Genomic DNA, 26075 nt, shown 5'->3' on the forward strand with positions numbered 1-26075 from the left:
CTGCGGTGATTGGGCTTTAATCGCGCCAATGTTTTGCACCCCGCCGGCCCGCGTGCGCTGGCGCCATCTGGAGATTGACCCATGCCCACCCTGAACATCAACGGCAAGAACACGGCGGTAGACGCCGACGACTCCACCCCCATCCTCTGGGCCCTGCGCGACACGCTGGGCATGACCGGAACCAAGTTTGGCTGCGGCCAGGCGCTGTGCGGTGCCTGCACCGTGCACCTGAACGGCGCGCCTGTGCGCTCTTGCATCACGCCCATCTCGGCGGCGGTGGGGCAAAAGATCACCACCATCGAAGCCGTGACCACGACCGACAAGGTCGGCAAGGCCGTGCACGCCGCCTGGGTCAAGCACGACGTGGCCCAGTGCGGCTACTGCCAGAGCGGCCAGATCATGAGCGCCACCGCGCTGCTGCAGGGTAAAAAAAGGCCCACTGACGCCGACATTGACGCCGCCATGGCCGGCAACGTGTGCCGCTGCGGCACGTATGTGCGTATCCGCGCCGCCATCCACGACGCCGCAAAGACGCTGGCTTAAGAACACCGAGCAGGAGAACACCATGCATTTCGACGCTCACACCGCGCGCACCCACATGCCAAAAGGCCTGGTAGCGCTTATGGATCAAGCCCAAGGTGCTATCAATACCGAAGCAACCGCTGCATCGGCCGACGGCGTGGCCCGCCGCACGTTTTTGAAGGCTGCAGCCGCATCGGGCTTTGCGCTGGGGGCCTATCCGCTGGTTGCCACCGCCCAGGGCGCAGGCGCTGCAGCACCGGCTGGCCTCAAGCCCTTCGAGCAGCCCTCGGCCTTTGTGCGCATCGACACCGATGGCACCGTCACCGTCACCATCAACCGCCTGGACTTTGGCCAGGGCGTGCAAACCGGCCTGCCCATGATCCTGGCCGAAGAGCTGGACGCCGACTGGAGCAAGGTGCGCAGCGTGCACGGCGACGCCAACCCCGCGTATGTGGACCCGGCGTTTGGCATGCACCTGACCGGTGGGTCCAACGCGCTGAAAAACTCGTACACCCAGTACCGCGAGCTGGGCGCCCGCACCCGGGCCATGCTGGTGTCTGCCGCCGCCGCGCAGTGGGGCGTGGATGGGTCGGCACTGCGCACCAACGCAGGCTTTGTGGTGGGCCCGGGCGGCAAAAAGCTGGGCTACGGCGCGCTGGCCGAGGCCGCCATGCAGCAGCCCGTGCCCGAGAAAGTCACGCTCAAGGACCCCAAGCAGTTCCGCATCATCGGCAAACCCACCACGCGGCTCGATGCCCAGGCCAAATCCAGCGGCCAGCAGGACTACGGCATTGACGTACGCCTGCCCGGCATGCTGACCGCCGTGGTGGCCCGCCCACCCGTGTTTGGCGCACGCGTCAAGACGTTGGACGACACCGCCGCCAAAGCGATCAAGGGTGTGAAAGCCGTGCTGCGCGTGCCCACCGACCGCGGCGGCGAAGGCATTGCCATCATTGCCGACGGCTACTGGCCCGCGAAGCAGGCGCGCGATGCGCTCAAGGTGGAATGGGACTCCTCGGCCGTGGGTAAGGCCGACACCACCCAGCTGCTAGCCCAGTACCGCGCCCTGGCCACCCAGCCCGGCGCCGTGGCCATGCAGGCCGACATGGGCCCCATGGCCACCGCGCCCCACAAGATCAGCGCCGAGTTCGTCTTCCCCTACCTGGCGCACGCGCCCATGGAGCCGCTGAACTGCACGGTCAAGATCGATGGCACAGCTGGAATCGAGAGAGCAGAACTGTGGATGGGCACCCAGATGCCCGGCCTGGACGCCATGGCCGCCGCCAAGGTGCTGGGCGTTCCTCCGCAAAACATCAAGGTGCACACCCAGATGGCCGGTGGCGGCTTTGGCCGCCGCGCCATCCCCACCAGCGACTACGTGGTGGAAGCCTGCGGCGTTGCCAAAGCCGCCCGCACCGCAGGCATCACCGCGCCGGTACGCACCCTGTGGAGCCGCGAGGACGACATCAAGGGCGGCTACTACCGCCCCATGCACGTACACCGGGCAGAAATCTGCTTTGACGCCCAGGGCAACATCCTGGCGTGGGACCACACCATCGTCGGCCAGTCCATCGTCAAGGGTTCGCCATTCGAGGCGTTCATGGTCAAAAACGGCGTGGATGCCACCGCGGTAGAGGGCATGAAAGAGCCCTACAACGTGCCCATGAAGCTGTCGGTACACCACCCTGACGTGAATGTGCCAGTGCTGTGGTGGCGCAGCGTGGGCAGCACCCACACCGCCTACGCCATGGAAACGCTGATCGACGACGTGGCCCGCGCCACCAAGCAGGACCCCGTGGCCTACCGCCTGCGCCTGATGGGCGACAAGCACCCCCGCCATGTGGCAGCCCTGCAACTGGCCGTGGCCCAGTCCGGCTACGGCAAGAAGAAGCTGGCTGCTGGCCGCGCCTGGGGCGTGGCGGTGCACGAATCGTTCAGCTCCGTGGTCGCGTACGTGGTCGAAGCATCGGTCAGCAAAGACGGCACCCCCAAGCTGCACACCGTGACCGCAGGCGTGCACTGCAACCTGGCCGTCAACCCCAAAAGCGTGGAAGCCCAGGTGCAGGGCGGGGCGCTGATGGGCCTGTCGATGTGTCTGCCCGGCGCAGCCATCACCCTGAAGGACGGTGTGGTGGAACAAAGCAACTTCGGCGACTTCGCCGTGCCCCGCATCACCGACATGCCCCAGGTGGCCGTGCACATCGTGCCGAGTGCGGAGGCGCCTACGGGGATGGGTGAGCCAGGCTTGCCGCCGCTGGCACCTGCGTTTGCGAATGCGGTAGGGAAGCTGACGGGCAAAACGCCGAGGGAGTTGCCGTTTAAGCTGGCCTGATCTGACAGACGGGTGGCGTAGCTCGGCGTGCGTCGCCTTGCGCCTACGGCTCTTAACCCGTCTGTCTCCATGTTCTGCGGTGTATCTTTCGGCAACGTCTTCTGTCAACATGTCGCCTGCCATACTGACGATGTTTCGCTGAACACATCATGCTTGTACGGAGCGCATAAGGGAGAATATCGTGGGCAGTTCGCGGCAGATTACCGGCGTAAGCTTTATTGGATTGCTTCTTAACGCCTCTGTAAGTCATGCCGAATTCGGACCGGAGTATTTCTATAGAGATTGGAAAGCAAGCCCTTACAAAACCGAAGTAGTAGAAAAGGGCCCCGGCCCGATCAAGAATTTACCCGTCAAGCGTAATCTCTCCTCGGCCGATGAATCGATAGTTGCAAAAGCGAAGCATATCTCTGAGAATCAGCCAATCTTGGCACTCATTTTGATAGATGGCAGTAATAACGTAATTTTTGAGGCCTACGCTGGCGGAGCTGACGGATCTTCCCGGATCAAAGGCTGGTCTATGACGAAGAGCTTGGTATCTGTCGCTCTCGGCCAGTCAATTTGCGATGGAACGGTCAAATCGCTTGATGAGCCGGCTTCACGGTACTCAAAATCACTCCAGGGTACGGCCTACGGTGACGCCACCTTCAGAGAACTGTTGACAATGGCGAGTTCTGGGACGCGGCCCACTAGTGAAGGAATGCCGTTAAAGAACATGAACTACCATCTGGGTGCATCACGCACGAGGACTCTGAGACATTCATTCAGCGAATTTGGCGTCAACCATCCGGATCCATCGACCAAAGGCTCCTTTACTTATAAAGGGCTCGATACGGCGGCCATCTCAATAGCGCTCGCCGATGGCGCACAGTCCAAATTCAGCGAAATTTTGTCCCGGAATGTCTGGACCAAAATCGGAGCAGAGGATGTTGCCGAGGCCGTTATCGACAGGAACGGTGATGTACTCGCAGAAAGCGGGTTCGGGGCGACTGCCAGGGATTGGGGGCGGTTTGCGATTTACGTCAGAGATAGTCGTGTAACCGACGATTGTTTGGGAAAATATATCCGGAGCGCTACGGGAAAACAGATTGAAAATCGTTCAAAAGTTGGGCCTGCGTTTGCAGGGTACGGATATCAATTTTGGGTGGCGAACCGGTTCATCTCGACTGAGTCCGCATGGTTAAATGGCTACGGCGGACAGCGAATCGGGATCGACCTGAGGTCGGGCAAGGTGATCGTATTACTCTCGGCGAAATCAGGGGCGGTAATGCCGACTTACAAGCTTTTTGATGAGTGGACAAGATAAAAATATGATCTCAGGGATCCAGGCTGCCTCCTTAAACCAAGAATAAGAAAAGATATCTCTGAGCCATTGCTTCGCCTGATGTCCCACAATCTGCCCACCGTCCTCATCCTGGCATCGGGCCGGGGCGACCGCTTCAAGGCTTCCGGCGGCGCGGTGCACAAGCTGCAAGCCTTGCTTGCGGGCAAGCCGGTGCTGCAGCACACGCTGGATGCCGTGCGCGCCAGCGGCCTGCGGTGGCATGTGGAACACGCGGGCCACCCCGGCATGGGCGATTCGATAGCGGCGGCGGTGCGGCACACGCTCGATGCCGCTGGCTGGCTGGTGCTGCCGGCCGATTTGCCGCTGGTGCAGCCCGCCACGTTGCAGGCCATGGCGCAGGTGCTGGTGGACCAGCGGGCCGTGGTGGCATGGCCCGAGTTAGCGGGAGAGCGGGGGCACCCGGTGGCGTTTGGGCGGGATTGCCTGGACGACCTGCTGGCCCTGCAGGGGGAGAAAGGCGCCGCGCCCGTGGTGCACAGGTGGGCAGGGCAGGGGCGCGGGCTGGCCGTGCCGGTGCAGGACGAGGGCGTGTTAACGGATATTGACACCCTGGATGCGCTGGCGCGGGCCGAGGCGCTTTGGCATCTGCGGCAGGCGGGGTGATCTGATCGCAGGAGCCTGTTTGCGCCGCAGCATCCAAAGCGTTGTTGCCATGAAAAAGCCGCTGTGGTTGCAGCGGCTTTTTGCTTCGGCGGGCGGCGGCGGCAAAAGAGGCCGTCACCCGCCGGGTTGTGCAGTGCTTGCTGCTCGTTACTTGGCCGCAATCACCGCGCAGGCCAGCCGTGGCCCCGCGTTGCCGGTGGGCTGGGTTTTGTAGTCGTCGGGGTCGCGGTGCACGATGAGGCCCTTGCCCACGATGTTGTTGTCAGCGCTGCCCACGCGGATGGTGCGCGAATCGAAGCTGAACTTGGCGGTGCCGCTGGCGTCGGCCTTCAGGCTGGGCAGGTCGCCAGCGTGGTGTTCACCCATGCCGTGGTTGCCGTGCGGCTTGCCGCCGGGGTTGAAGTGGCCGCCGGTGCTCATGCCATCGCCACTGCTGCAGTCGCCTTTTTCATGCACATGAAAACCGTGCTCGGCACCGGGCTTGAGGCCCGTGATGGTGCCCGACACCTTGACCATATCGCCCGCCTGGACAAAGCTGACGGTGCCGGCGGTGGTGTTGCCGCGGGTAGGTTCCAGCTTGGCAATGGCGCTAGGGCCCGACGATGAATAGCCGGCGCAGCCTGCCAGGGCAATGGCTGCAAGGGCTGAAAGTGCAATTCCGAGGTACTTTTGCTTCATGACGCGCTCTCCTTCGTTGTGATGAGTGTGCTGTGGTGGCGGTATGGCCAGTCGATGAATCGGATGGTCTGCTTGATGAGGTGCCGCGGGCCGGGCAGGTGTACGCACGGCGCTTCTGGTTCACAAGCTTGACCTCCCGGCCTGCGCCTTGCAGGGTATCGGCGCGCGACACCGCACTATGCCTCTTTTTGGGCCAGCGCGAGCAACCGGGCCAGGGCCCGGTCGTGGATGCCGTGGCGGCGCAGTTCGTCGAATGTGGCGCGGGCGTAATCGTGCGTGGTGCCGTAGCGGCCGCAGGCCTGGGAAAAGATGCGGCTGTATTCGTGGTCGGGCAACTCGCCGGTGTGGTTGGGGCTTTTGCGCGACAAGGTGAACGCCAGTGCGCTCACGGGGCCCTGCGGGGTGTGACAAGTGAGCCAGCGCGGGTCGTACACGGCAGTGATCATTTCGCGCTGCCACAGGTTGACCATGACATGGCGCGCATGCGCCTTGTCGACCCGGAACACCATGCCCCGGCAGCTTCCGCCCGAGAGCATGCCAAACACCAGCCCTGGGCACTCTGGCGATCCGCGGTTGATGCGGCTCCACATCTTGAGTGCGCGGTGCCAGCCATGCACCTTGGCGGGGCGGCGCTCGGCATAGTCAAACTCGGGCTTCCAGATGAGGGAGCCGTAGCCAAAGATCCACAGGTCCTGGTGGCCGCCCCATTCGGTCAAGGCGCGCTCCAGCATCGGAGCCGGGTCTCGCAGGGGCGCGGGCAAATTCGTCATGCAGCCACTTTACAATCGAAGGCTTCGCTTGTGGCGCCAGCGGGCTTGCATGCAGTGATTGCGCCACAGTGGGCGCGCCCGGTCTGCCGATTTGCCTGTCTTTTGCCCACCCGGTTTCGCGTTCCTTCTCTATCAACACATCCATCCATACAGGGAGTTTTCATGTCCGCTTCTGACGACGATAGCCAACAACGTTTTGCCCTCGGTTTCCTGTTTGCGCTGATCGCACTGATCGTCTCGGCTGTGGTGGGTACCGTGGTGGTCAAGCAGGTGCGCGGCCCTGCCAAGCCCGTGGTGGCGGCCCCCGCACCGGCTGCGCCCGTGCCTGCAGTGGCTGCAGACGATGCTGCCAGCGTGCGCGTGGAAAACGGTGTGGTGAAGTTCTACTTTGCCACTGCCAAGGCCGATCTGGCTGCAGGCGCCAACGAAGCCCTGGCCGATGTGGTCAAGGGTGTGGCCGAAGGCAAGAAGGCCGTGGTGTCGGGTTTCCATGACGCCACGGGCGACGCTGCTCTGAACGCCGAACTGGCCAAGCAGCGCGCATTTGCCGTGCGCGATGCGCTGAAGGCGCTGGGCGTGGCCGAAGACAAGATCGAGCTGAAGAAGCCCGAAGAAACCACCGCTGCCGGCACCAACGCCGAAGCCCGCCGCGTGGAAGTGGCCCTGGCCCAGTAAGCAGCCGCACCTCGTCTGGTGCGCCCCAGTAAAAAACCCGGCACTGCCGGGTTTTTTATTGCCAAAATGGGCTCAAGCCCAAATAAATCAATCACTGGACGCTATGAATTACATAGCAATCTCAGCGCCAACATTACCGCAGGCCGGCGCCGCCGGTGCCTGCAGCCCGCTGGATCAGCTCGATCTTGTAGCCATCCGGATCGGTCACAAAAGCAATCACCGTGCTGCCGCCCTTGACCGGGCCGGCTGCGCGCGTGACGTTGCCGCCAGCCGCCTTGATCTTTTCGCAAGCGGCGTACACATCGGGCACGCCCAGGGCAATGTGGCCGTAGGCCGTGCCCATGTCGTAGCTCTCGGTACCCCAGTTGTAGGTCAGCTCGATCTCGGCCTGGCCGGGGTTGCCGCCGTCAAAGCCCAGGAAGGCCAGCGAATACTTGTACTCGGGGTTCTCGGACTGGCGCAGCAGCTGCATGCCCAGCACGTTGGTATAGAAGTCAATGGAGCGTTGAAGGTTGCCAACGCGCAGCATGGTGTGAAGGAATCTCATCCTTTCGATTGTGCCGGCAAGTCGAAAACCAGGCAGGTGGTGGTGGCGTGGGCGTACAGCGTGCCGTCAGGGCCCACCAGGCGAGCCTCGGCCGTGGCCAGCTGGCGGCCCGAGTGGATCACGCGGCCCTCGGCGCGCACGCGCTGCACCTTGGGTGTGATGGCTTTCACGAGGTTGATGCCCAGCTCGGCCGTGGTGTAGCCACGGCCTGGCTCCATGCGGGTGTGCACCGCGCAGCCCAGGGCCGAATCGAGCAGCGTGGCAAACCAGCCGCCGTGCACGGTGCCCATGGGGTTCAGGTGCTCGGCCCGCGGCGTGCCCTGGAACACGGCAATGCCTTCGCCTACCTCCACGATCAGGAAGTCCAGCGTCTTGGCGATGGCAGCGTAGGGCAGCTCGCCGCGCAGCATGGCCTGCATTTGCTGCAGGCCATTGAGGTGCGCAATCTGCTCGCGTGTGGCCACGCCCGGGCCGGGGCCTGCGTTCAGGGTGGTAAGGATGTCGCGCTCTTGCGCGAGCCAGTGCTCAAGGGTGTTTTGCTGGGTCATGTCGGACGAGGCAGAGGGTAGAAAGGAGAACGTTAGGAGAGGGCAGCCAGTCCAACCTGGAATGATGGCTTGCATATGCAATTATTGCAGATACAATTAAAGTCATGCAAGCCGAACACACCCGCAACGCTGCGTCCCCGACCGCGCCCGAAGGTGCAAATGCCGCTACCGTGTCCGGCGCGGCGCCCCAACCCCAGGGCTGTACCAATTTCAAGCTGCGCCAGCTGCTGCGCCGCGTGGGCAGCCATTACGACGCCGAGATGGCGCGGTGCGGCCTGAAGACCACGCAGTATTCGCTGCTGTCGCATGTGCTCAAACTCGGGCCCATCCGCCCGGGTGACCTGGCCACGGCGATGAAGATGGATGCGTCCACGCTCACCCGCAACCTGCGCCCGCTGGTGGATGCCGGCTGGGTGACGCTCGAGGCGGGCGCAGATGCGCGAAGCCGCCTGGTGCACATCACCGACACGGGACGCGAAAAACGCGCCGAAGCGCAACGCCACTGGAAGGCCGCGCAACTGGCGCTGAATGAGGCGCTTGGCGTGGAAAGGGTGCTGGCGTTGCATGCGCTGGTAGACGATTCGCTGGAGCTACTGGCTGCGCTGCCTGCAGCCGAGTCTGGCGAGGCAGACTGATCCGGGCTGCCAGGCTCCGTCCGAACGGTGATTTCAAGCTCAACAGAGGCACCCTCCATGTCCATCAACGACCCCGGTACCGCCGCCCGCAGCGCGGCTTCCCGCCACGCTCCGGCCGCGCAGACTATCTTTCTCGATGACCTGGCCGTGGGCGACCGCTTCCAGAGCGGCGAGCACGCCATGGACGAGGCGCAGATCAAGGCCTTTGCCGCGCAATTCGACCCTCAACCATTTCACCTGGACGACGATGCCGCGCGCGGCACCCTGTTTGGCGGGCTGGCGGCCAGCGGCTGGCACACGGCGGCCGTCACCATGCGCCTGCAGGTCATCAGCGGCCTGCCAATTGCTGGCGGCATCGTGGGCGCGGGGGGCGAACTGACCTGGCCACGGCCCACGCGCGCTTCAGACGTGCTGCATGTGGTGAGCGAGGTGACGGCCATTGCCCCGTCGAAGTCAAAGCCCGACCGCGGCATGGTGACCGTGCGCAGCGAAACCCGCAACCAGCATGGCGACGTGCTGCAGGTGGCCACGGTGCGCATCGTGGTGCCGCGCAGGCCGGTCACCAGCCAACCCGCAGCCACATGACCGCCGCTACCGCCGCACTCGACCCGCGCACCCGCCTGCTGCTGGACGCACCCATCGCACCCACGCTGCTCCGCCTGGGCGCGCCCAATGTGCTGGTGATGCTCGCGCAGGCCGGCGTGGGCCTGATCGAGACCTATTTTGTGGGCAAGCTGGGCACCGATGCGCTGGCAGGCATGGCGCTGGTGTTTCCGCTGGTCATGCTGATGCAGATGACATCGGCCGGAGCGATGGGTGGTGGCATTGCCTCGGCCATCGCCCGCGCGCTGGGTGGGGGGCGCCGGGCCGATGCCGATGCGCTGGTGCTGCACGCGCTGGTGATTGCGGCAGTGTTTGCGCTGGTGTTCATGGTCGGGGTGGTGGGAGGAGGGCGCTGGCTGTACGCGCACATGGGCGGCACAGGAGCGGCGCTCGATGCAGCGCTGGTGTATTCGAACTGGGTGTTTGGCGGCGCGCTGCTGGTGTGGCTGTTCAACACGCTGTCGGCCGTGATACGCGGCACGGGCAACATGGCGCTTCCCGCGTATGTGACGGTGGTGGGCGCGGCACTGCTGCTGCCGCTGTCGCCGCTGCTGATTTTTGGCTGGGGCCCGCTGCCCGGCATGGGCATTGCCGGTGGCGCTCTGGCGCTGCTGCTGTACTACCTGGCGGGCAGCGCGGTGCTGGCGGCCTACCTCTGGTCGCCGCGCAGCCTGCTGCGCCCTTCGCTGTCGGGCATCCGCTACCGGTGGGCGCTGTTTGCAGACATCCTGCGTGTCGGGCTGGTGGGCACGGTGTCCACCGTCGCAACCAATCTGGCCATTGGCGTCACGACGGCGCTGGTGGGCGCCTTTGGCACGGCGGCCATCGCTGGCTACGGCACTGCGTCACGGCTTGAGTATCTGCTGGTGCCGCTGGCGTTCGGCCTGGGCGCGCCGCTGGTGGCCATGGTGGGCACCTGCATCGGAGCCGGGCAGCGGGAGCGGGCGCTGCGCGCCACGTGGATCGGCGCCGCCATCGCGTTTGTCATGACCGAGGCGATCGGCCTGTGGGCTGCAGCCTACCCGGCGGCGTGGCTATCGCTGTTCAATGCCGAGCCCGCCATGATCGAGGCGGGGTCGCAGTACCTGCGCATTGTCGGGCCGTGGTACGGCTTTTTCGGCCTCGGGCTGGTGCTGTATTTTGCATCCCAGGGGGCAGGGCGGCTGCTGTGGCCGGTGCTGGGCAACGTGGCGCGCCTCGTGGTGGCGCTTGCCGGCGGCTGGATGGCTTTGCACTGGGGCAGCGGGCTTGCTGGCGTGTTTGCCGCACAGGCTGCAGCCATGGTGGTGTATGGCCTGCTCAATGCCTGGGCCATTGCAGGTGGCGCCTGGTTCGGCCGGGTGGGCTGGCCGCGCAGCACGTCAGGGCTGCTGCGCCGCCTACCGCAGGGGTAATCTGGATCAAATCGGCCGCAAGTCCAATCAGAAATTGCCTTGATTGCTACTAAACCAATAGCATTTATGCGCCCGGAGCATGGCGTGCTTCAAACCGGCACGGTGTAGTTCAGCGTCATGCGCCCGCCATCCACCGTCACGATTTCGCCCGTGACGTAGCTGGCCGCGTCGCTGGCCAGCCAGGCCACCACATCGGCAATCTCCGATGGTTCGCCCAGTCGCTTCATGGGCGTACGGCTCATGATCTTGCTGCGGGCCTCGTCGCTGGTCAGTACCGCCTTGGCAGCCAGTTCGGTGGCGATGGTGCCAGGGGCCACGGCGTTCACGCGGATGTTCCGGTCGGCCAGTGCCAGCGCCATCACGCGGGTGAGTTGGTTGATGCCGCCTTTGCTCACGTTGTAGCTGGAGATGTTGGGGATGGCCAGCACGCCGTTGACCGAGCTCATGTTGACGATAGAGCCGCCGCCCGACACAACCATGGCCCGCGCCACCGCCTGGCCCACCAGAAACGAGCCCTTGAGGTTCACGCGTAGCACGGCATCAAAGTCGGCCTCGGTCACGTCCAGAAAATCCGCTGCACGGAAGATGCCCGCGTTGTTCACCAGCACATCGATGCAGCCGTGGATGTCCAGCGTTCGCGCCACCAGTGCATCCACCTGGGCCTTGTCACCCACGTCACAGCGCGCGTAGGTTGCATTCAGTTCGGCCGCCAGCGCCTGTCCGCGCTCATCGTCCAGGTCGGCAATGACAACCTTGGCGTTTTCGGAAGCAAACCGGCGCGCGCAGGCAGCGCCGATGCCCTGGGCGCCACCGGTGACAATGCAGACGCGGCCTTCATGGCCGAAGTGGATCGAGCGGGATGGGGAGAGCTGTGGGGTGTTGGCAGTATTCATGGGGTTGGATCGTAGCGGCTCGTGGTGCCTTGGGCGTTCCTGGATAGGTACCTTTGAGTAAATACGATGTATATGTCATTATCTTCCCTCCTCAGGATAATAATCTTCATTCGTAGCTAAAAAAAGGGGTTCGGTTATCTCAGGCCCTTTTTTTTCATCAGGGCGCGAATAAGTCCCCTCATTTGCTGCCAGCCCGTCTCGCGAATATCGCCCTGGACAAACGTCCGCCGCTTCGCTGGCACGATCGACCATGACTGGCGGGTATTGAGGGCAGGGCAGTTCAACCATGCCAACGACAAGCCCTTTTGCAACCGGCACAGGCTCAGAGCGTGGCCCTGACATGGGGCGTTGCCCCATACCCCTGCGTTGCGCGAGCCAATAGCGGTACACCGCGTCAGGTGGCTTGCTCATGACGTGTGGCCCTTGGTGAGGACCTGCTGCAGGCCAGCAACCTGCATGGCCATGCGCTCAGAGAAACGCGACAGCAAGAAGCCCAGCGGCGCAATGGGCGACGCATCATCGACGGAGGCCACTTGGGCCACGGCATCAATCTCGCAGCTCAGGTCATACAGCGAGCGGGTGAAGGTCTCCAGTTCGGCCAACTGGGTGTCACTAGAATCGGCATCAGCCATTTTTCAACTCCTACAGGGTGGTTCAATGGTGAGGGGGGAGGGTGTTGCACCACCCGCACCCCCCGCTTTACTTCGCCTCTTTGCGAGGCCTTCCGCGCTTCTTAGGCGCCGGAACTGGAGCAGGGGCAGGCATGGCCCCACCCCGCACTAAAAGCCGCTCCATGAGCGTCAGGGACTGACGTGGCCGGATGTACACACCCTCACCGTCGGCAGCCGACTCGGTGGCAGGCAATGCAGGGCCCGGGCACTTGCCAGCCTTGGCCCCTACGGAGCCAGACAGCCCACCAGAAACAAACCGAACCCGTCGCGTCATGTGCCCACCTTCAGTGCTATTGGTTTCATAGCGTAAGAACCAGCATTGGCAGCAAAATTTAAATTAGATGTGCCAATGTGTATTAGGGATAAATCTAGGGCCGGCGCTTCGCGCCGCCCCCCGGCCGCAGCCGGGTGGCGAGTCGCTTCGCCCGCGGCCCCGTGGCTGCGCTCCGCTTGCAGCCCCGGCTCCGCGCGCGCAGCACCTTCGGCACCTGTGCGTGTCCGGAGGGTGGCTTCGAGCTGTGAGACCTTGCGGCACATCTCAGGAAATAGCCGAGCCTGACTGACAAGCAGGTGCCAGTGAGATCCGTCCTTGCCGGTGAACCCATGGCCTTCAGGTGACCAGAGCTTGCCGCTGTGAAAGCACCAGCCTTCCCACGTCGGGCCGGGCAGCTCCATGCCGGTGAGCAGGCGCAGGAGCTTGTAGGCCGAAAAAGGGATGTCGTGCTTGCCGGACTCCCAGTTACGTAAAGTGCGCTCGGTGATGTGAAGAAACTGCGCGCAGGTCTCGACATTCATACCAAGGCTTCGGTACATGGTCCGGAACCGATAAGCAAGCTCAGCGCGGGTATCGGGATCAAACCGCCGATGCTTGCCGCGCTGCTTCAATAGATACGATGTATAGGTCATTATCTTCCACCCCCGTGAGGATAATCTTCTTTGTGCTTGTCCACATAATCCGAATACCGCTTTTCAGGGCGCGTAGACGGCCCGGGAAGGGCAGGGAGTGCGCCACGCGGTAGGCCCCCCGCCTGATCGAAGGCCCCATCGTTGGCAGCTTGCCCAGGAGCAGGGGGCACCGGTTGTGCGACGGCTGACATGGGGGTGCCCCCCATTCCCCCATCCGGTTTCGACCTTCGCCGGGCTTTGCTTTGACCCAGCCAGTAGCGATAGACCGCATCCACAGGGAACCGGCTCATGAGCCACCCCCCTGTATCAGCTTCCACGATGCGGAATTCATCGGCGTAAATTTGATAGCAGCCGAGTGAGGTTCGAGGCCGCCTTTTTTGGTGATGGTCGAGATATGTCTTATTGATAAATCTAGGGCCGGCGCTTCGCGCCGCCCCCCGGCTGGCGCCGTGGGGCCGGCAGCATCACCCCCGGCCGGCCCGTGGGGCGCCCTATCGGACACCCCACCGTCCGTCCATGCCTGAGCCGCCGCTGCCCCTTTCTGTACCAGCTGGAAGAGGTGATCGAACATGGCAGCACGACGAACGAGCAATGACCACCATGAACCGTCCGTCCCCACAAAACCCCGGCCCTCGGGTGAATACAGGACGCCGCCGTGAAAGCACCAGCCAGACCAGGACTCGCCCGGTAGCTCCATCCGGTTGAGCAGGCGCAGCAGGCGGTAAGCCGTGTAGGGGATGTCGTGCCGCCCGGATTCCCAGTTATGTAAAGTGCGACGGGTGATGTGAAGATTTTTCGCACAGGCGGCCTGATCCCAGCCGAGGTTGCGGTACATCGCCCGGAAGCTCTGCGCAAGCTGGGCGCGGGTGTCGGGGTCAAAGCGTGTGTGCTTGCCCCGTTGACGTACTAGATACGATGTATATTATGTTAAGTCAAAGAGGCTTAACCGGGCTTCGCATCCAGATCGCGCATCCATAGCGATCAGCGGCCCGACCAGGCCGCACCGCACTCCCCACGCCAAACCAGACGCGCGCGTCTCGCCTGCGTTTCTCAATCCAGGGAGCCCGGATTGGTGGCCCCCAAGGCGTACCCATGTCGCTGCGAACAGCCTACAACGTGCCGTGGGCTCTGGCCGGGTGGCCTTCTGGCGATGCCACTGCGGAGTCCTCGCGCAGGTCGTGCACCTCTCGGGCCCAGTCAAATGCCTCGTGCGTGCTCAGAAACACCCGGCCGGCCATCCTTTGCCCGAACTGTGTAGAGCGCAGGCGGTCCCACACGGGTCCCTTCACTTCAGCCAGCAGCAGCCCGATACCCCGTTGCCAAAGGCTACGCTCCATTTCCGAGAGCACGCCGAGCGCCGTCACATCCACCTGGTTGACGGCGGAAAACACCAGCAGCACCTGCCTTGCCTCCGGCTGTTGCGCCAGCTGCCCCTCCACGGTGTCCTGCAGTACGCCCGCGTTGGCAAAAAACAGGTTCTCGTCCACCCGCAGGGCTACCAGTCCTGGCTGCGTCTGCACCGCGTGCCGTGCCACGTTGCGGAAATGCTGTGTGCCAGGCACACGGCCGATGACGGCGATGTGTGGATGGCTGCTACGCCACACCAGCGTACCCAGCGACAGCGCCACGCCCAGCAGGATGCCGGCCTCCACGCCCAATCCGATCACGCCGCCTGCGGTGGCGATCAGCGCCAGCGCATCGGCTTTGTCATATCGCCAGGCCTCACGCAGGGTCTGCAGGTCAATCAGCGAGACCACTGCTGCAATGATGGTGGCGGCCAGCACGGCATGCGACAGGTAATGGAACAGACCTGTAAAACCCGCCAGCACAACCGCCATTAGCGCTGCTGCGATGACCCCGGCCAACGGGGTGTTCGCGCCTGCCGCAAAGTTGACGACCGACCGCGCAAAGCCGCCTGTCACAGGGAACCCACCAGACAGGGCGCTCGCCACGTTGGCGGCGCCCAGCCCGAGCAGCTCGTTGTTGGGTTGGATGCGCTGCTGGCGCCTGAGTGCCAGCGACTGCGCGACCGACACACTTTCCACAAAGCCCACCAGTGAGATCAGCAGAGCCGGCAGCCAAAGCTGTGACACCACGCCCGCATCAATGGCAGGCACCCCGATGGCTGGCAGCCCTTGGGGGACTGCCCCCACCACGCTCACTCCGGCAGAACCATCCAGCTGCAGCCATGCCACCAGGGCTGTCGATACCACCACGGCCACCATAGGTGCCAGTTTGGCGATCAGCTCGGCCGTTTTGTCGGCCAGCCCTGCCCTTACCAGCCATTGCGCCAGAAACTTGCGTGCCGCCCACAGAAACAACAAGCTTCCTCCGCCGAGCGCGAGCGTGGTGAGGTTGGTAGATGGCAAGGCCTGCGCAAGGTTCACCAGCGAATCCAGCGCATGCGTCCCGCCAGCCTTCACGCCCAGCAGGTGCCTGAGTTGACCCACGGCAATCAGGATGGCCGAGCCCGAGATGAAGCCGCTGATGACGGGATGGCTGAGAAAGTGGGCCAGGAAGCCGAGGCGCAATGCCCCGAATGCCAGGAGCATGCCGCCTGAGAGCAGCGCCAGCAGCATGGCCAGCGCCACGTATTCGGGCGAGCCCGCCGCTGCCAGCGGCTGCAGCGCGCTGGCGGTCATGAGCGAAGCCACCGCCACCGGCCCCACGGCCAGCGTCATGCTGGAACCCAGCCACGCATAGGCCACGATGGGCAGAATGCTGGCGTACAGGCCCATCTGCGGTGGCAGACCGGCGAGCAAGGCATAGGCCAGGCTTTGCGGGATCAGCATCACCGTCACGATGGCCCCTGCCACCATGTCGCCCGCCAGCCATGGCTTGCGGTAGCCGCGCAACCATTCGGGCAGGATCTTCATGCGCATCAATGGGTTGGCCGAATCAGCGGCTCAGTCCGGTGTCTGCGTCAGCCCGAAAAGCTGTGCAGAACGCGCCCCGGACCGGCAGAACGCCAGCGTCATGCCTGCCGAGCCATGCAAGGCTTCATGCATGGCGCCTACCTGTGCGGCCGTGATGGAGCCGCTGACCACAGGCAAGTACACGTAGCGCAGGCCCGCGGCCACCGCGGCGCGCTCCAGATCGGCACTGACAGGCTGCGCAGGCCCGCCCTCCCCGTCCGGCCGGTTGTTGATCACCGTGGTGAAACCGCGCGCCGCCACCTCGGCAAAGTCGGCTTCGCCAAGTTGCGGCGAAGCCGCGAAGCGTGGCGTGAGACTGAGAATTTGCAGCGGCATGTCAGTGTGCTCCGGCCGCTTTGTTGCGCTGCCCGTTGCGGAGCCGCTCAGCCCATTCAAAAATCCACATGCCCGCAAGCATTGCGACGACGAAAACGATCGCCTTGGGCTGGCCCGCGCCTGCCGACACGATGGCTGGCCCCGGACAGAAGCCGGCAATACCCCAGCCAATGCCGAAGACCAGGCTGCCCAGCACCAGCCGGCGGTCGATGTCGCGTGAAGTGGGCAGGTGCATGGCGCCACCCAAAAAGCTCTGCGTGCGCTTGCGGGCCACGGCAAAGGCGAAAACGCCCACCGCGATGGCGCCGCCCATCACGAACGCCAGGGATGGGTCCCAAAGCCCGGCCAGATCCAGAAACCCGAGCACCTTGCCCGGATCGGTCATGCCCGAGACGATGAGGCCCAGGCCGAACACCAGGCCCACGATGAATTCAGAAATGCGGTGCTTCATGTCAATGCTCCAGAGTACGGTGCGTGGTCAGACCAATACAAGCCGGACGAGAAAAACGGTGGCAAAGCCAGCGCCCATGAACGCGAGCGTGGCGACCAGGGAGCGTGGTGACATGCGCGACAGCCCGCACACACCGTGGCCGCTGGTGCAACCCGACCCATAGCGGGTGCCCGCACCCACCAGCAGCCCGGCCAGCACCACCATGCCCCAGCCCGCATCGATGCGCGCCGGGACGGGGCCTGCCAGCAGCCAGTAGAGCGCGGGCGCGGCGAGCATGCCCAGCACAAAGGAGATGCGCCAGCCGACATCACCCGTGCGCGGGCGCAGCAGTCCGCCCACGATGCCGCTGATACCCAGGATGCGGCCGTTGAGCAGCACGAAAAGCGCGGACGCCAGACCGAGCAGCACCCCGCCAGCCAGGGCCGCCCACGGCGTGAAATTTGTCCAGTCGATCAACATGCGGTTTCCTCTTTCGGTAGGTTGGACATCGGTGTCTGCTCTGGTGTGCAGAACTGTTCAAAGAGGGTGTTCATCACGGCCAGTGCCTGCGGGCTGGCGATCTGGTAGTAGATGTTCTTGCCTTCGCGGCGGGTATTGACGAGGCCTTCTTCGCGCAACACGCCCAGTTGTTGCGACAGCGTGGGCTGGCCGACGCCCACCAGTTCTTCCAGCTCTCCCACCCTCTTCTCGCCCTGGCTGAGCTGGCACAACAGCAGCAGGCGATCTGGATTGGAGAGCACTTTCATCAGCCGACAGGCGCTGTCTGCGGACCGACGCAGGCTTTCAAGGTCAATGGTGGTGTCCGGGAGCACGGGGTGCCTCCTTTTTAATTTCGTTGTTCATATTCTATTGACTAACAATCTATTTGTCAATAAACTATCTTCAGTGAAATCGAATCAGGAGAGACCGCGTGATGAAACCTCAGATTGAAGCCTTCTTCGACGACGCCACCTGGACCGTCAGCTATGTGGTCTACGACCAGCCGGGCGGCCACTGCGCCATCGTGGATTCCGTGCTCGACTACGACGCCAAGTCGGGCCGCACCAGCACGCGTTCGGCCAGCCGCCTGATCGAGTTTGTGCAAGGCCACAGCCTCACGGTCGGCTGGATTCTGGAAACCCATGCCCACGCGGACCACCTTTCGGCCGCGCACTACCTGCGCAAGAAGCTGGGCGGCCGCATCGCCATTGGTGCCGGCATCACCCAGGTGCAGGATGTCTTCAAGGGCATCTTTCATCTGGAACCCGAGTTCCGCCCCGACGGCAGCCAGTTCGACCACCTCTTCCAGGACGGTGAAGCCTTCCGTATCGGCCAGCTGCAGGCACAGGCAGTGGCCGTGCCTGGCCACACGCCCGCCTGCATGGCCTATCAGGTCGAAGACGCCGTGTTTGTAGGCGACACGCTTTTCATGCCTGACGTGGGCACGGCGCGCTGCGACTTCCCCGGGGGCAACGCCCACACGCTGTACCAGTCGGTTCGCAAGCTGCTGAGCCTGCCGCCTGAAACCCGCCTTTTCATGTGCCACGACTACCCGCCCGCTGGCCGCGCGGCCGCGTGGGAATGCACGGTGCAGGACCAGCGCGCGCACAACATCCATGTGCACGACGGCGTGACCGAGACCGCGTTTGTGGAGCTTCGCCAGCGCCGCGATGCCACGCTGGACATGCCCGTGCTGATTCTCCCTTCGGTGCAGGTCAACATCCGTGCCGGCGAACTGCCCCCCGCGGAAGCCAACGGCGTGAGCTATCTGAAGATCCCGCTCAACGCGCTGTAACAACCCGGAAACGAACCATGAAAACCGCCCACGACCTCGTAGCCGCCGCCAAGGCCCGCATTACCGAAGTTGCCATCGACAACGCCCCGGCCGCTGTTCGCGCGGCCGATGTAGTCATCGACGTGCGTGAAGCCGACGAGTACCTGGCCGGCCACATTCCTGGCGCCATCCATGCATCGCGCGGAATGCTGGAGTTTCGGGTAAGCAGCACGCCGGCGCTGTCGCCGCGAGACCTGAAACTGGTGCTGTACTGCAAGACCAGCGGACGTGCCGCGCTGGCTGCCGCAGCCCTGCAGGACATGGGCTACCTGGACGTGCAGTCGATCGCTGGCGGCTTCGACGCGTGGGTCGCGGCAGGCCAGCCTGTGGCGTTACCTGCCATGCCTTCTTTCGAGTGACTCCGCTGATGCCGGGCTGAACCCCCACCGTACCGAACGCCCCCGGACCTCCGTCCACCACAACCCCAAGGAATGAATATGAAAACCAATATCGGAACCCCTGACCGCCTGCTGCGCATTGTTGCGGGCCTTGTGCTGATTGCGCTGGCTGCCACTGGCACCGTAGGCTGGTGGGGCTGGCTGGGCGTGGTGCCGCTGGCCACGGGCCTGTTCCGCTTCTGCCCGGCGTACACGCTGCTGGGCATCAATACCTGCCCGCTGGAAAAGCCTGCCAGCAAATAGCCACGCCCATCTCCAACAGGTCGGAATACAGCCGCGCGGCGGCGGGCCGGCCTCTGTCAGCCAAGGAACCCCCATGAGCACGTTCGATCACGCCAGCCTGATTCAAGGCATCAACGAGAGTTTGTCCACCTTCCGCAAGGCGCAGCCCGACGCCATGCGCGGCTTCGCACAGCTGGCGCAGGCGTCCATGGCCGAAGGCTCGCTCAGCGCCAAGACCAAGGAACTGATTGCGCTGGCCATCGGCGTTACGCAGCGCTGCTCGGGCTGCATCGGCTTTCATGTGAAGGCGCTGCAAAAGCTGGGCGCCACCCGTGCAGAGGTGGAAGAGATGCTGGCCGTGTGCGTGTACATGGGCGGGGGGCCTGCGCTCATGTACACGGCCGAGGCGCTCAAGGCCTGGGACACCATGGCCGCCGCTGCTGCCTGACGACTGAACCCCCACCACTGGGCCCCCGTGCCGTTCGTGCCCGGCCCTTACGCGCAGGCTGCAGCGGCACCCGCATCGGCGGATTCGACCGCCGTGCGGTGGCCGCGCAGACCCAGCTTGGCCAGCAGCTGCACGTCGGCCTCCACGTCGGGGTTGCCCGTCACCAGTAGCTTGTCGCCGTAGAAGATCGAATTGGCCCCGGCCATGAAGCACAGCGCCTGCACCGCGTCGCCCAACTGCTGGCGCCCGGCCGACAGCCGCACGCGCGCCCTGGGCATGGTGATACGGGCCACGGCAATCACACGCACAAAGTCGAACGGGTCAATGGGTTCGCTGTCGGCCAGGGGTGTGCCAGGCACCCGCACCAGGCTGTTGATGGGCACGGATTCCGGGTAGGGCTGCAGGTTGGCCAGCTGCGCCATCAGGCCTGCCCGGTGCACTGGCGCCTCGCCCATGCCCACGATGCCGCCGCAGCACACGCTGATGCCGGCGGCGCGCACATGCTGCAGCGTGTCCAGCCGGTCCTGGTACTGCCGGGTGCTGACCACATCGGTGTAGTACTCGGGCGCGGTGTCCAGGTTGTGGTTGTAGTAGTCCAGCCCGGCGTCCTTCAGGGCCTGTGCCTGGTGCGATTCGAGCATGCCCAGCGTGGCGCAGGTCTGCAGGCCCAGGCCCTTCACAGCGCCAATCAGCGCGCTGACCTTTTCGATGTCGCGATCCTTGGGCGCACGCCATGCGGCACCCATGCAAAACCGGGTGGCGCCCGCGTCCTTGGCCGCCTGCGCGGCGCGCACCACCTCATCGACCTCCATCAGCTTGTCGGCCTTCACGCCGGTGTCGAACTCGGCCGCCTGCGGGCAATAGCCGCAGTTTTCAGGGCATCCGCCGGTCTTGACGGATAGCAGCGTGGCCAGCTCGATGTCGCCGGCAGGCCAGTGCTGGCGGTGCACGGTCTGCGCCTCGAAGAGCAGATCCATCAGCGGCTTGTCGAGCAACGCCTGGATGGCGTCCACCGTCCAGGGGCCTTGCGTACCGGGCGCTGGCGGGCGGCGGTGCAGTTGCACCGGCTGGCTTGCGGGCTCAGTGGCGGGAGTAGCGGTGAAAGCAGTGGGGATGGAATCCATGGTTTCCTTTCTGGACGAAGTCCGTCACGCTTGCAGCGTTCGAACTGAAAGTAACAAATTGCGCCATGGCAGGTTTGCGTGGCTGCAGCGAGTTCGCGGATTTTCCTTTTAAAACTGCGCTCGAAGTGCGCTCAAAAGTCACAAAAACTGCCAATGTATTCGCGTGCGCTTCAGCACCCAACGCGAGGGAAAGTTGGGCGACGATGACGCCAGGATGGGCGGCTTTGCCCGCACGTTGGAGCAGGCAGTGGCACGCTCGCAGCATCTCCACCCGATCAGCGCGCTACGTGAGGGAATTCGCCATGTCGACCGGCAGCGCAGCCTCGGAGTTGCGTGCAGAAGCAGCGCGGCAAAAGCGCGTTCAGGCGGGTAAGCCGGCGCCCAACGCAACGAACTCGCCCACCAGGCGCCCGGCGGGCGTTCCCTCGTCGTCCATCAGCACCGACGCCACGGCAATGCGCGCTTTTCCCTTGCGCGAGAGCATCTGGGTAAAGCGGAGCCACTGCTGAGGTTCCAGCAACGCTGACCGGGCCTGGAAGGCACCCGCGATGGGCTGTTCGTATTCCATGGTGTTGCGCTGGATCACTAGGCGGCTTTCCAGACACTCAGCCCGCAGCCGCTGGTGCAGCAGGCACCAGGCAGCCAGGATGGACAACGCCGACGCGCTGCCGCCAAACACCGTGTCGCGGTGGTTGATGTTGGGCGCCAGCGGTGCGCGCAGCAACACGCTGGCCGGGTCGGCAGACACCACCTGCACCGCCATCGCACGCGACAGCGGAATGTGCTCGTGCAGGTAGCGTTCGAGTTCGTCAGGGGTCATCGCCGCCATGCCGACCTCTGCGCTCAGCCCAGTGCTGCGATCACGTCCGCAGGCGCCTGCACCAGCTCGATCAGCACGCCCTCCCCCGCAATCGGAAACTCGTCATTGCTCTTGGGGTGCAAAAACGTGATGTCATAACCCGCCGCACCCTTGCGAATGCCGCCGGGCGCAAAGCGCACGCCTTTGGCAGTCAGCCACTCCACAGCCTTGGGCAGGTCGTCGATCCACAGGCCGATGTGGTTGAGCGGCGTGGTGTGCACGGCGGGCTTTTTGTCGATGTCGAGCGGCTGCATGATGTCGACCTCGACCTTGAACGCGCCCTTGCCCATGGCCAGGATGTCTTCGTCCACGTTTTCGCGTTCGCTCTGGAAGGTGCCGGTCTGTTCCAGCCCCAGCATGTCCACCCACAGGGTCTTCATGCGCTGCTTGTCGGTGCCGCCAATGGCGACCTGCTGGATGCCGAGGACCCGGAACGGGCGGTTGCTGATGGCAGTCATGTAAGTTGCTCTCCGCACACTGCGTACATGACGCACCCTGTGCAATTGCTATATCTTTAATAGCTATAGGTGCAAATAGCACCTGGGCTACCGGCCAAAAAAACATGAAAAAGCCCCGCAGAGGGTGAAAAAGGCGGCCAGCGCCTTTCCGAGCCACTGACGGGGCGTAGCGTCAGACAAACTCCAGAATGATCTGGTCCACCGCCAGCGAATCGCCCTTGCCTGCGGTGATCTTGCCCACCACGCCGTCCTGCGCGGCAAAGAGGATGTTCTCCATCTTCATGGCCTCGATCACGGCCAGCTTCTCGCCCGCCTGCACCTTCTGGCCGGGCTGCACCGCCACATCCACCAGCAGGCCGGGCATGGGCGAGAGCAGGAACTTGCTCAGATCCGGCGGTGCCTTGAACGGCATCAGCTTGTGCAGCCGCGCGCCCAGCGGCGACAGCACCAGCGCATCCACCTGCGTGCCATTGTGCGCAATGCGCAGTGCCAGCGGGTTCTTGCCCACGCCGCGCTCCACCTGCGCGGTAAAGCCCTGGCCGTTGCAGGCGCCCTGCACGCGGATCTGGCCCAGCGTGGCGTTGCTACTGATCTGATAGCTGGTATCGCCCACCTGTACTGCGCTAGAGCCCGATTTGTCTTCAAAGTCAGACACCGTCACTTCGTGGTGCTGGTTCTGCCCTTCGGCCCCCAGCGTGACCACCACAAACTGCTCGCCCACCTTCACCTCGTGCCCCGCCAGCTGCCCGCTGATGCCCGAGGCACGTGCGCGGTAGCGGCGGTGCATGAAGGCAGCCAGTGCCACCAGGAACAACGGGTCGCTGTGCGGCACGTCTTCGGCATGGAAGCCCTTGCCGTAGTTCTCGGCGATGAAGCCGGTGTTGAAGTCGCCGGTCACGAACTTGGGGTGCGCCAGCAGCGCGGCCTGGAACGGGATGTTGCTGCTGATGCCGCGAATCACAAACCCGTTGAGCGCAGCGCGCATCTTGGCAATCGCGTCGTTGCGGTCGGTGCCGTGCACGATGAGCTTGGCGATCATCGAGTCGTAGAACATCGGAATCTCGCCGCCCTCGTACACACCCGTGTCCACCCGCACGCCCAGCTTCTTGCTGGTGTCGGACTGGAACATGCTCTCTTCCGGCGGTTGAAAGCGCACCAGACGGCCCGTCGATGGCAGGAAGTTGCGAAACGGGTCTTCGGCGTTGATGCGGCACTCGATGGCCCAGCCGTCGCGCTTCACGTCGGCTTGCGTGAGGGGCAGCTTTTCGCCCGCCGCCACGCGAATCATCAGCTCCACCAGGTCCAGGCCGGTGATGCATTCCGTCACCGGGTGCTCCACCTGCAGGCGGGTGTTCATCTCCAGAAAATAGAAGTCCTGGTCTTTGCCGACCACGAACTCGACCGTGCCCGCGCTCTGGTACTTGACGACCTTGGCCAGTTGCACCGCCTGTTCGCCCATGGCCTTGCGGGTGGCATCAGAGATGAAGGGCGATGGCGCCTCTTCGATCACCTTCTGGTGGCGGCGCTGGATGGAGCACTCGCGCTCGTTCAGGTAAATCACGTTGCCGTGGCTGTCGCCTAGCACCTGGATCTCGATGTGGCGCGGCTCCTGCACAAACTTCTCGATAAAGATGCGGTCGTCGCCAAAGCTGTTGCGGGCTTCGTTCTGGCAGCTGGCAAACCCTTCAAACGCTTCCTTGTCGTTGAACGCCACGCGCAGGCCCTTGCCACCGCCGCCGGCCGAGGCCTTGATCATCACGGGGTAGCCGATGCCCTTGGCGATCTCGACGGCCTGCTCGGGGCCGGCAATCGCGTCGTTGTAGCCGGGGATGGTGTTGACCTTGGCTTCGTTGGCCAGCTTCTTGGACGCGATCTTGTCGCCCATGGCTGCAATCGAATGGGCCTTGGGGCCAATAAAGGCGATGCCTTCGTCTTCACAGCGCTTGGCAAAGGCTTCGTTTTCGCTGAGGAAGCCGTAGCCGGGGTGCACGGCTTGTGCGCCGGTCTGCTTGCAGGCGGCAATGATTTTCTCGGCCTGCAGGTAGCTTTCGCGGCTGGGCGCGGGGCCGATGTTGACGGCCTCATCGGCCAGCTTGACGTGGCGGGCTTCCTTGTCGGCGTCGGAGTAGACGGCGACGGTGGCGATACCCATTTTCTTGGCGGTGGCGATGACCCGGCAAGCAATCTCGCCGCGATTCGCAATCAGGATTTTGGTGAACATGTTGTGTCTCTTTCCAAGGGCTCTTACCCGAAACGTATTGGGTTAGGTGCTGGCACAGCCCAGCGAAGCGGTTGGGGCTAGGCGCCGGACCGCAGGCAGTAGCAGCGCTACGACAAGGTCCGGCAACGACGCCCCAAGGGCTGTGGCAGTGCCGCTCAAAGGGGAATGTTGCCGTGCTTGCGCCAGGGGTTTTCCAGCTTCTTGTCGCGCAGCATCACCAGCGAGCGGCAAATGCGCTTGCGCGTCTCATGCGGCAGGATCACGTCGTCGATAAACCCGCGTGCGCCCGCCACAAAGGGGTTGGCAAAGCGCTGCTTGTATTCCGCCTCGCGGGCGGCGAGCTTCACGGGGTCGTTCTTGTCTTCGCGGAAGATGATTTCCACCGCGCCCTTGGCGCCCATCACCGCAATCTCGGCGTTGGGCCAGGCCAGGTTCACGTCGCCGCGCAGGTGCTTGCTGCTCATCACGTCGTACGCACCGCCGTAGGCCTTGCGGGTAATGACGGTGATCTTGGGCACGGTGCACTCGGCATACGCATACAGCAGCTTGGCGCCGTGCTTGATGATGCCGCCGTACTCTTGAGAAGTGCCGGGCATGAAGCCGGGCACGTCCACAAAGGTGACGACCGGGATGTTGAACGCATCACAAAAGCGCACAAAGCGCGCGGCCTTGATGGAACTCTTGATGTCCAGGCAACCGGCCAGCACCAGCGGCTGGTTGGCCACGATGCCCACGGTCTGGCCTTCCATGCGGGCAAAGCCGATCAGGATGTTCTTGGCGTATTCGGGTTGCAGCTCAAAAAAGTCACCATCGTCCACCGTCTTGACGATCAGCTCCTTCATGTCGTAGGGCTTGTTCGGGTTGTCGGGCACCAGCGTGTCCAGACTCCGGTCCATGCGGTCGGCCGGGTCGTTGCTTTTGCGAACAGGGGCCTTTTCGCGGTTGTTGAGCGGCAGGTAGTTGTACAGGCGGCGCAGCATCATCAGCGCCTCCACATCGTTCTCAAACGCCATGTCGGCCACACCGCTCTTGGTGGTGTGGGTGATGGCGCCGCCCAGTTCTTCGGCGGTGACTTCTTCGTGCGTCACGGTCTTGACCACTTCGGGGCCGGTCACGAACATGTAGCTCGAATCCTTGACCATGAAGATGAAGTCGGTCATGGCAGGCGAGTACACCGCGCCACCGGCGCTAGGGCCCATGATCATGCTGATCTGCGGAATCACGCCGCTGGCCAGCACGTTCTTCTGGAACACGTCGGCATAGCCGCCGAGGGACGCCACGCCTTCCTGGATGCGCGCGCCGCCGGAATCGTTGAGGCCGATCACCGGTGCGCCCACCTTCATCGCCTGGTCCATCACCTTGCAGATCTTCTCGGCATGGGTCTCAGATAGGGCACCGCCGAACACGGTGAAGTCCTGGCTGAAGACGAAGACCAGACGGCCGTTGATCATTCCGTAGCCGGTCACCACACCGTCGCCAGGGATCTTGTTGTCTTCCATGCCGAAGTCTGTGCAGCGGTGCTCGACGAACATGTCCCATTCCTCGAACGTGCCGTCGTCCAGCAGCAGCTCGATGCGCTCGCGCGCCGTGAGCTTGCCCTTGGCGTGCTGCGCATCAATGCGCTTTTGCCCGCCGCCCAGGCGTGCCAGCGCACGCTTTTTCTCCAGTTGCTCCAGGATGTCTTGCATGGTCGTCCTTTGGTGAAATGCTG

The 26075-nt window shown here is 63.9% G+C and carries 30 protein-coding genes; 12 read left to right on the forward strand and 18 right to left on the reverse strand.

Features of this window, described 5'->3' with window-relative positions; translation table 11 throughout:
* Nucleotides 1–81 precede the first annotated feature (81 nt).
* The 4 genes from ACTPOI_RS20410 to ACTPOI_RS20425 all read left to right on the forward strand — a co-directional run bounded on the left by ACTPOI_RS20410 (nucleotide 82) and on the right by ACTPOI_RS20425 (nucleotide 4799).
* Complete coding sequence (locus ACTPOI_RS20410) at nucleotides 82–543, forward strand: (2Fe-2S)-binding protein (protein ID WP_440112140.1); 462 nt, start codon at nucleotides 82–84, stop codon at nucleotides 541–543.
* 22 nt (nucleotides 544–565) lie between these two features.
* Nucleotides 566–2854: a molybdopterin cofactor-binding domain-containing protein gene (locus ACTPOI_RS20415; RefSeq protein ID WP_440112142.1), complete on the forward strand. Its 2289-nt coding sequence runs from the start codon at nucleotides 566–568 to the stop codon at nucleotides 2852–2854.
* Nucleotides 2855–3035: 181 nt separating this feature from the next.
* Nucleotides 3036–4157: a serine hydrolase gene (locus ACTPOI_RS20420; protein WP_440112145.1), complete on the forward strand. Its 1122-nt coding sequence runs from the start codon at nucleotides 3036–3038 to the stop codon at nucleotides 4155–4157.
* A 78-nt stretch (nucleotides 4158–4235) separates the two neighbouring features.
* On the forward strand, nucleotides 4236–4799 hold the full coding sequence (locus tag ACTPOI_RS20425; protein ID WP_440112147.1) for a nucleotidyltransferase family protein: 564 nt from the start codon (nucleotides 4236–4238) through the stop codon (nucleotides 4797–4799).
* Between the two features lie 147 nt (nucleotides 4800–4946).
* Here the strand turns inward: ACTPOI_RS20425 and ACTPOI_RS20430 are convergent, their stop codons facing one another.
* Entirely contained in the window at nucleotides 4947–5477 is a 531-nt protein-coding gene (locus ACTPOI_RS20430) for a superoxide dismutase family protein (RefSeq protein WP_440112150.1), read from the reverse strand.
* Nucleotides 5478–5653: 176 nt separating this feature from the next.
* A complete protein-coding gene (locus ACTPOI_RS20435; protein ID WP_440112152.1) occupies nucleotides 5654–6247 on the reverse strand; it encodes a gamma-glutamylcyclotransferase in 594 nt (197 codons plus the stop codon).
* A gap of 162 nt (nucleotides 6248–6409) precedes the next feature.
* Between ACTPOI_RS20435 and ACTPOI_RS20440 the strand changes: the two genes are divergently transcribed.
* The gene (locus tag ACTPOI_RS20440; protein WP_440112154.1) at nucleotides 6410–6922 is read left to right on the forward strand and encodes an OmpA family protein; all 513 of its coding nucleotides are present in this window, start codon (nucleotides 6410–6412) and stop codon (nucleotides 6920–6922) included.
* 133 nt (nucleotides 6923–7055) lie between these two features.
* Here ACTPOI_RS20440 and gloA read toward each other — a convergent pair whose 3' ends face one another.
* Both gloA and ACTPOI_RS20450 read right to left on the reverse strand, forming a co-directional pair.
* Entirely contained in the window at nucleotides 7056–7469 is a 414-nt protein-coding gene (gene gloA, locus ACTPOI_RS20445) for a lactoylglutathione lyase (protein WP_440112156.1), read from the reverse strand.
* Nucleotides 7466–8017, reverse strand: coding sequence for a PaaI family thioesterase (locus ACTPOI_RS20450; RefSeq protein WP_440112158.1), 552 nt, complete (start codon nucleotides 8015–8017; stop codon nucleotides 7466–7468). Before ACTPOI_RS20450 ends, gloA begins: the two co-directional genes overlap by 4 nt.
* A gap of 104 nt (nucleotides 8018–8121) precedes the next feature.
* Here ACTPOI_RS20450 and ACTPOI_RS20455 point away from each other — a divergent pair, with 104 nt between their 5' ends.
* The 3 genes from ACTPOI_RS20455 to ACTPOI_RS20465 are packed head-to-tail and all read left to right on the forward strand — an operon-like array spanning nucleotide 8122 to nucleotide 10649.
* Entirely contained in the window at nucleotides 8122–8652 is a 531-nt protein-coding gene (locus tag ACTPOI_RS20455) for a MarR family winged helix-turn-helix transcriptional regulator (RefSeq protein ID WP_440112160.1), read from the forward strand.
* Between the two features lie 57 nt (nucleotides 8653–8709).
* Nucleotides 8710–9237 carry a MaoC family dehydratase gene (locus tag ACTPOI_RS20460; RefSeq protein WP_440112163.1) on the forward strand — a complete coding sequence of 176 codons (528 nt, stop codon included), beginning with the start codon at nucleotides 8710–8712 and terminating at the stop codon, nucleotides 9235–9237.
* A complete protein-coding gene (locus ACTPOI_RS20465) occupies nucleotides 9234–10649 on the forward strand; it encodes an MATE family efflux transporter (protein WP_440112166.1) in 1416 nt (471 codons plus the stop codon). Before ACTPOI_RS20460 ends, ACTPOI_RS20465 begins: the two co-directional genes overlap by 4 nt.
* Nucleotides 10650–10738: 89 nt before the next feature.
* On the opposite strand, the gene ACTPOI_RS20470 is transcribed toward ACTPOI_RS20465, so the two are convergent.
* From ACTPOI_RS20470 to ACTPOI_RS20510, 9 genes are all read right to left on the reverse strand, one after another.
* Nucleotides 10739–11542, reverse strand: a complete 804-nt coding sequence (locus ACTPOI_RS20470) for an SDR family NAD(P)-dependent oxidoreductase (RefSeq protein ID WP_440112168.1) — start codon at nucleotides 11540–11542, stop codon at nucleotides 10739–10741.
* Nucleotides 11543–11949: 407 nt separating this feature from the next.
* Nucleotides 11950–12174 carry a hypothetical protein gene (locus tag ACTPOI_RS20475; RefSeq protein ID WP_440112171.1) on the reverse strand — a complete coding sequence of 75 codons (225 nt, stop codon included), beginning with the start codon at nucleotides 12172–12174 and terminating at the stop codon, nucleotides 11950–11952.
* Between the two features lie 309 nt (nucleotides 12175–12483).
* Nucleotides 12484–13008 (reverse strand): VC1465 family Xer recombination activation factor, encoded by a 525-nt coding sequence (locus ACTPOI_RS20480; RefSeq protein WP_440112173.1) that lies wholly within the window; start codon nucleotides 13006–13008, stop codon nucleotides 12484–12486.
* 397 nt (nucleotides 13009–13405) lie between these two features.
* Nucleotides 13406–13954 (reverse strand): VC1465 family Xer recombination activation factor, encoded by a 549-nt coding sequence (locus ACTPOI_RS20485; RefSeq protein ID WP_440112175.1) that lies wholly within the window; start codon nucleotides 13952–13954, stop codon nucleotides 13406–13408.
* Nucleotides 13955–14228: 274 nt separating this feature from the next.
* Nucleotides 14229–15995, reverse strand: coding sequence for a SulP family inorganic anion transporter (locus ACTPOI_RS20490; RefSeq protein ID WP_440112177.1), 1767 nt, complete (start codon nucleotides 15993–15995; stop codon nucleotides 14229–14231).
* Between the two features lie 30 nt (nucleotides 15996–16025).
* Entirely contained in the window at nucleotides 16026–16370 is a 345-nt protein-coding gene (locus ACTPOI_RS20495; protein WP_440112180.1) for a TIGR01244 family sulfur transferase, read from the reverse strand.
* 1 nt (nucleotide 16371) lies between these two features.
* Entirely contained in the window at nucleotides 16372–16821 is a 450-nt protein-coding gene (locus ACTPOI_RS20500) for a YeeE/YedE family protein (RefSeq protein ID WP_300457152.1), read from the reverse strand.
* 27 nt (nucleotides 16822–16848) lie between these two features.
* On the reverse strand, nucleotides 16849–17280 hold the full coding sequence (locus tag ACTPOI_RS20505; RefSeq protein ID WP_440112182.1) for a YeeE/YedE family protein: 432 nt from the start codon (nucleotides 17278–17280) through the stop codon (nucleotides 16849–16851).
* Entirely contained in the window at nucleotides 17274–17633 is a 360-nt protein-coding gene (locus ACTPOI_RS20510; protein ID WP_440112184.1) for an ArsR/SmtB family transcription factor, read from the reverse strand. The genes ACTPOI_RS20505 and ACTPOI_RS20510 overlap by 7 nt, the downstream gene beginning before the upstream one ends.
* A gap of 101 nt (nucleotides 17634–17734) precedes the next feature.
* Here ACTPOI_RS20510 and ACTPOI_RS20515 point away from each other — a divergent pair, with 101 nt between their 5' ends.
* From ACTPOI_RS20515 to ACTPOI_RS20530, 4 genes are all read left to right on the forward strand, one after another.
* Nucleotides 17735–18595, forward strand: coding sequence for an MBL fold metallo-hydrolase (locus tag ACTPOI_RS20515; protein WP_440112186.1), 861 nt, complete (start codon nucleotides 17735–17737; stop codon nucleotides 18593–18595).
* Between the two features lie 17 nt (nucleotides 18596–18612).
* A complete protein-coding gene (locus ACTPOI_RS20520) occupies nucleotides 18613–18993 on the forward strand; it encodes a rhodanese-like domain-containing protein (RefSeq protein WP_440112188.1) in 381 nt (126 codons plus the stop codon).
* A 78-nt stretch (nucleotides 18994–19071) separates the two neighbouring features.
* Entirely contained in the window at nucleotides 19072–19275 is a 204-nt protein-coding gene (locus ACTPOI_RS20525; RefSeq protein ID WP_069105807.1) for a YgaP family membrane protein, read from the forward strand.
* 73 nt (nucleotides 19276–19348) lie between these two features.
* Nucleotides 19349–19702, forward strand: a complete 354-nt coding sequence (locus tag ACTPOI_RS20530; protein ID WP_440112191.1) for a carboxymuconolactone decarboxylase family protein — start codon at nucleotides 19349–19351, stop codon at nucleotides 19700–19702.
* Between the two features lie 47 nt (nucleotides 19703–19749).
* Here ACTPOI_RS20530 and bioB read toward each other — a convergent pair whose 3' ends face one another.
* From bioB to ACTPOI_RS20555, 5 genes are all read right to left on the reverse strand, one after another.
* A complete protein-coding gene (gene bioB / locus ACTPOI_RS20535) occupies nucleotides 19750–20826 on the reverse strand; it encodes a biotin synthase BioB (protein WP_440112193.1) in 1077 nt (358 codons plus the stop codon).
* Nucleotides 20827–21187: 361 nt separating this feature from the next.
* A complete protein-coding gene (locus ACTPOI_RS20540; RefSeq protein ID WP_440112195.1) occupies nucleotides 21188–21646 on the reverse strand; it encodes a YiiD C-terminal domain-containing protein in 459 nt (152 codons plus the stop codon).
* Nucleotides 21647–21669: 23 nt separating this feature from the next.
* A complete protein-coding gene (locus tag ACTPOI_RS20545) occupies nucleotides 21670–22143 on the reverse strand; it encodes a VOC family protein (RefSeq protein WP_440112197.1) in 474 nt (157 codons plus the stop codon).
* A 172-nt stretch (nucleotides 22144–22315) separates the two neighbouring features.
* Nucleotides 22316–24364 (reverse strand): acetyl-CoA carboxylase biotin carboxylase subunit, encoded by a 2049-nt coding sequence (locus ACTPOI_RS20550; protein ID WP_440112199.1) that lies wholly within the window; start codon nucleotides 24362–24364, stop codon nucleotides 22316–22318.
* Nucleotides 24365–24519: 155 nt separating this feature from the next.
* The gene (locus ACTPOI_RS20555; RefSeq protein WP_440112201.1) at nucleotides 24520–26052 is read right to left on the reverse strand and encodes an acyl-CoA carboxylase subunit beta; all 1533 of its coding nucleotides are present in this window, start codon (nucleotides 26050–26052) and stop codon (nucleotides 24520–24522) included.
* Nucleotides 26053–26075 lie beyond the last annotated feature (23 nt).

The sequence above is a fragment of the Acidovorax sp. BL-A-41-H1 genome, assembly GCF_051942715.1.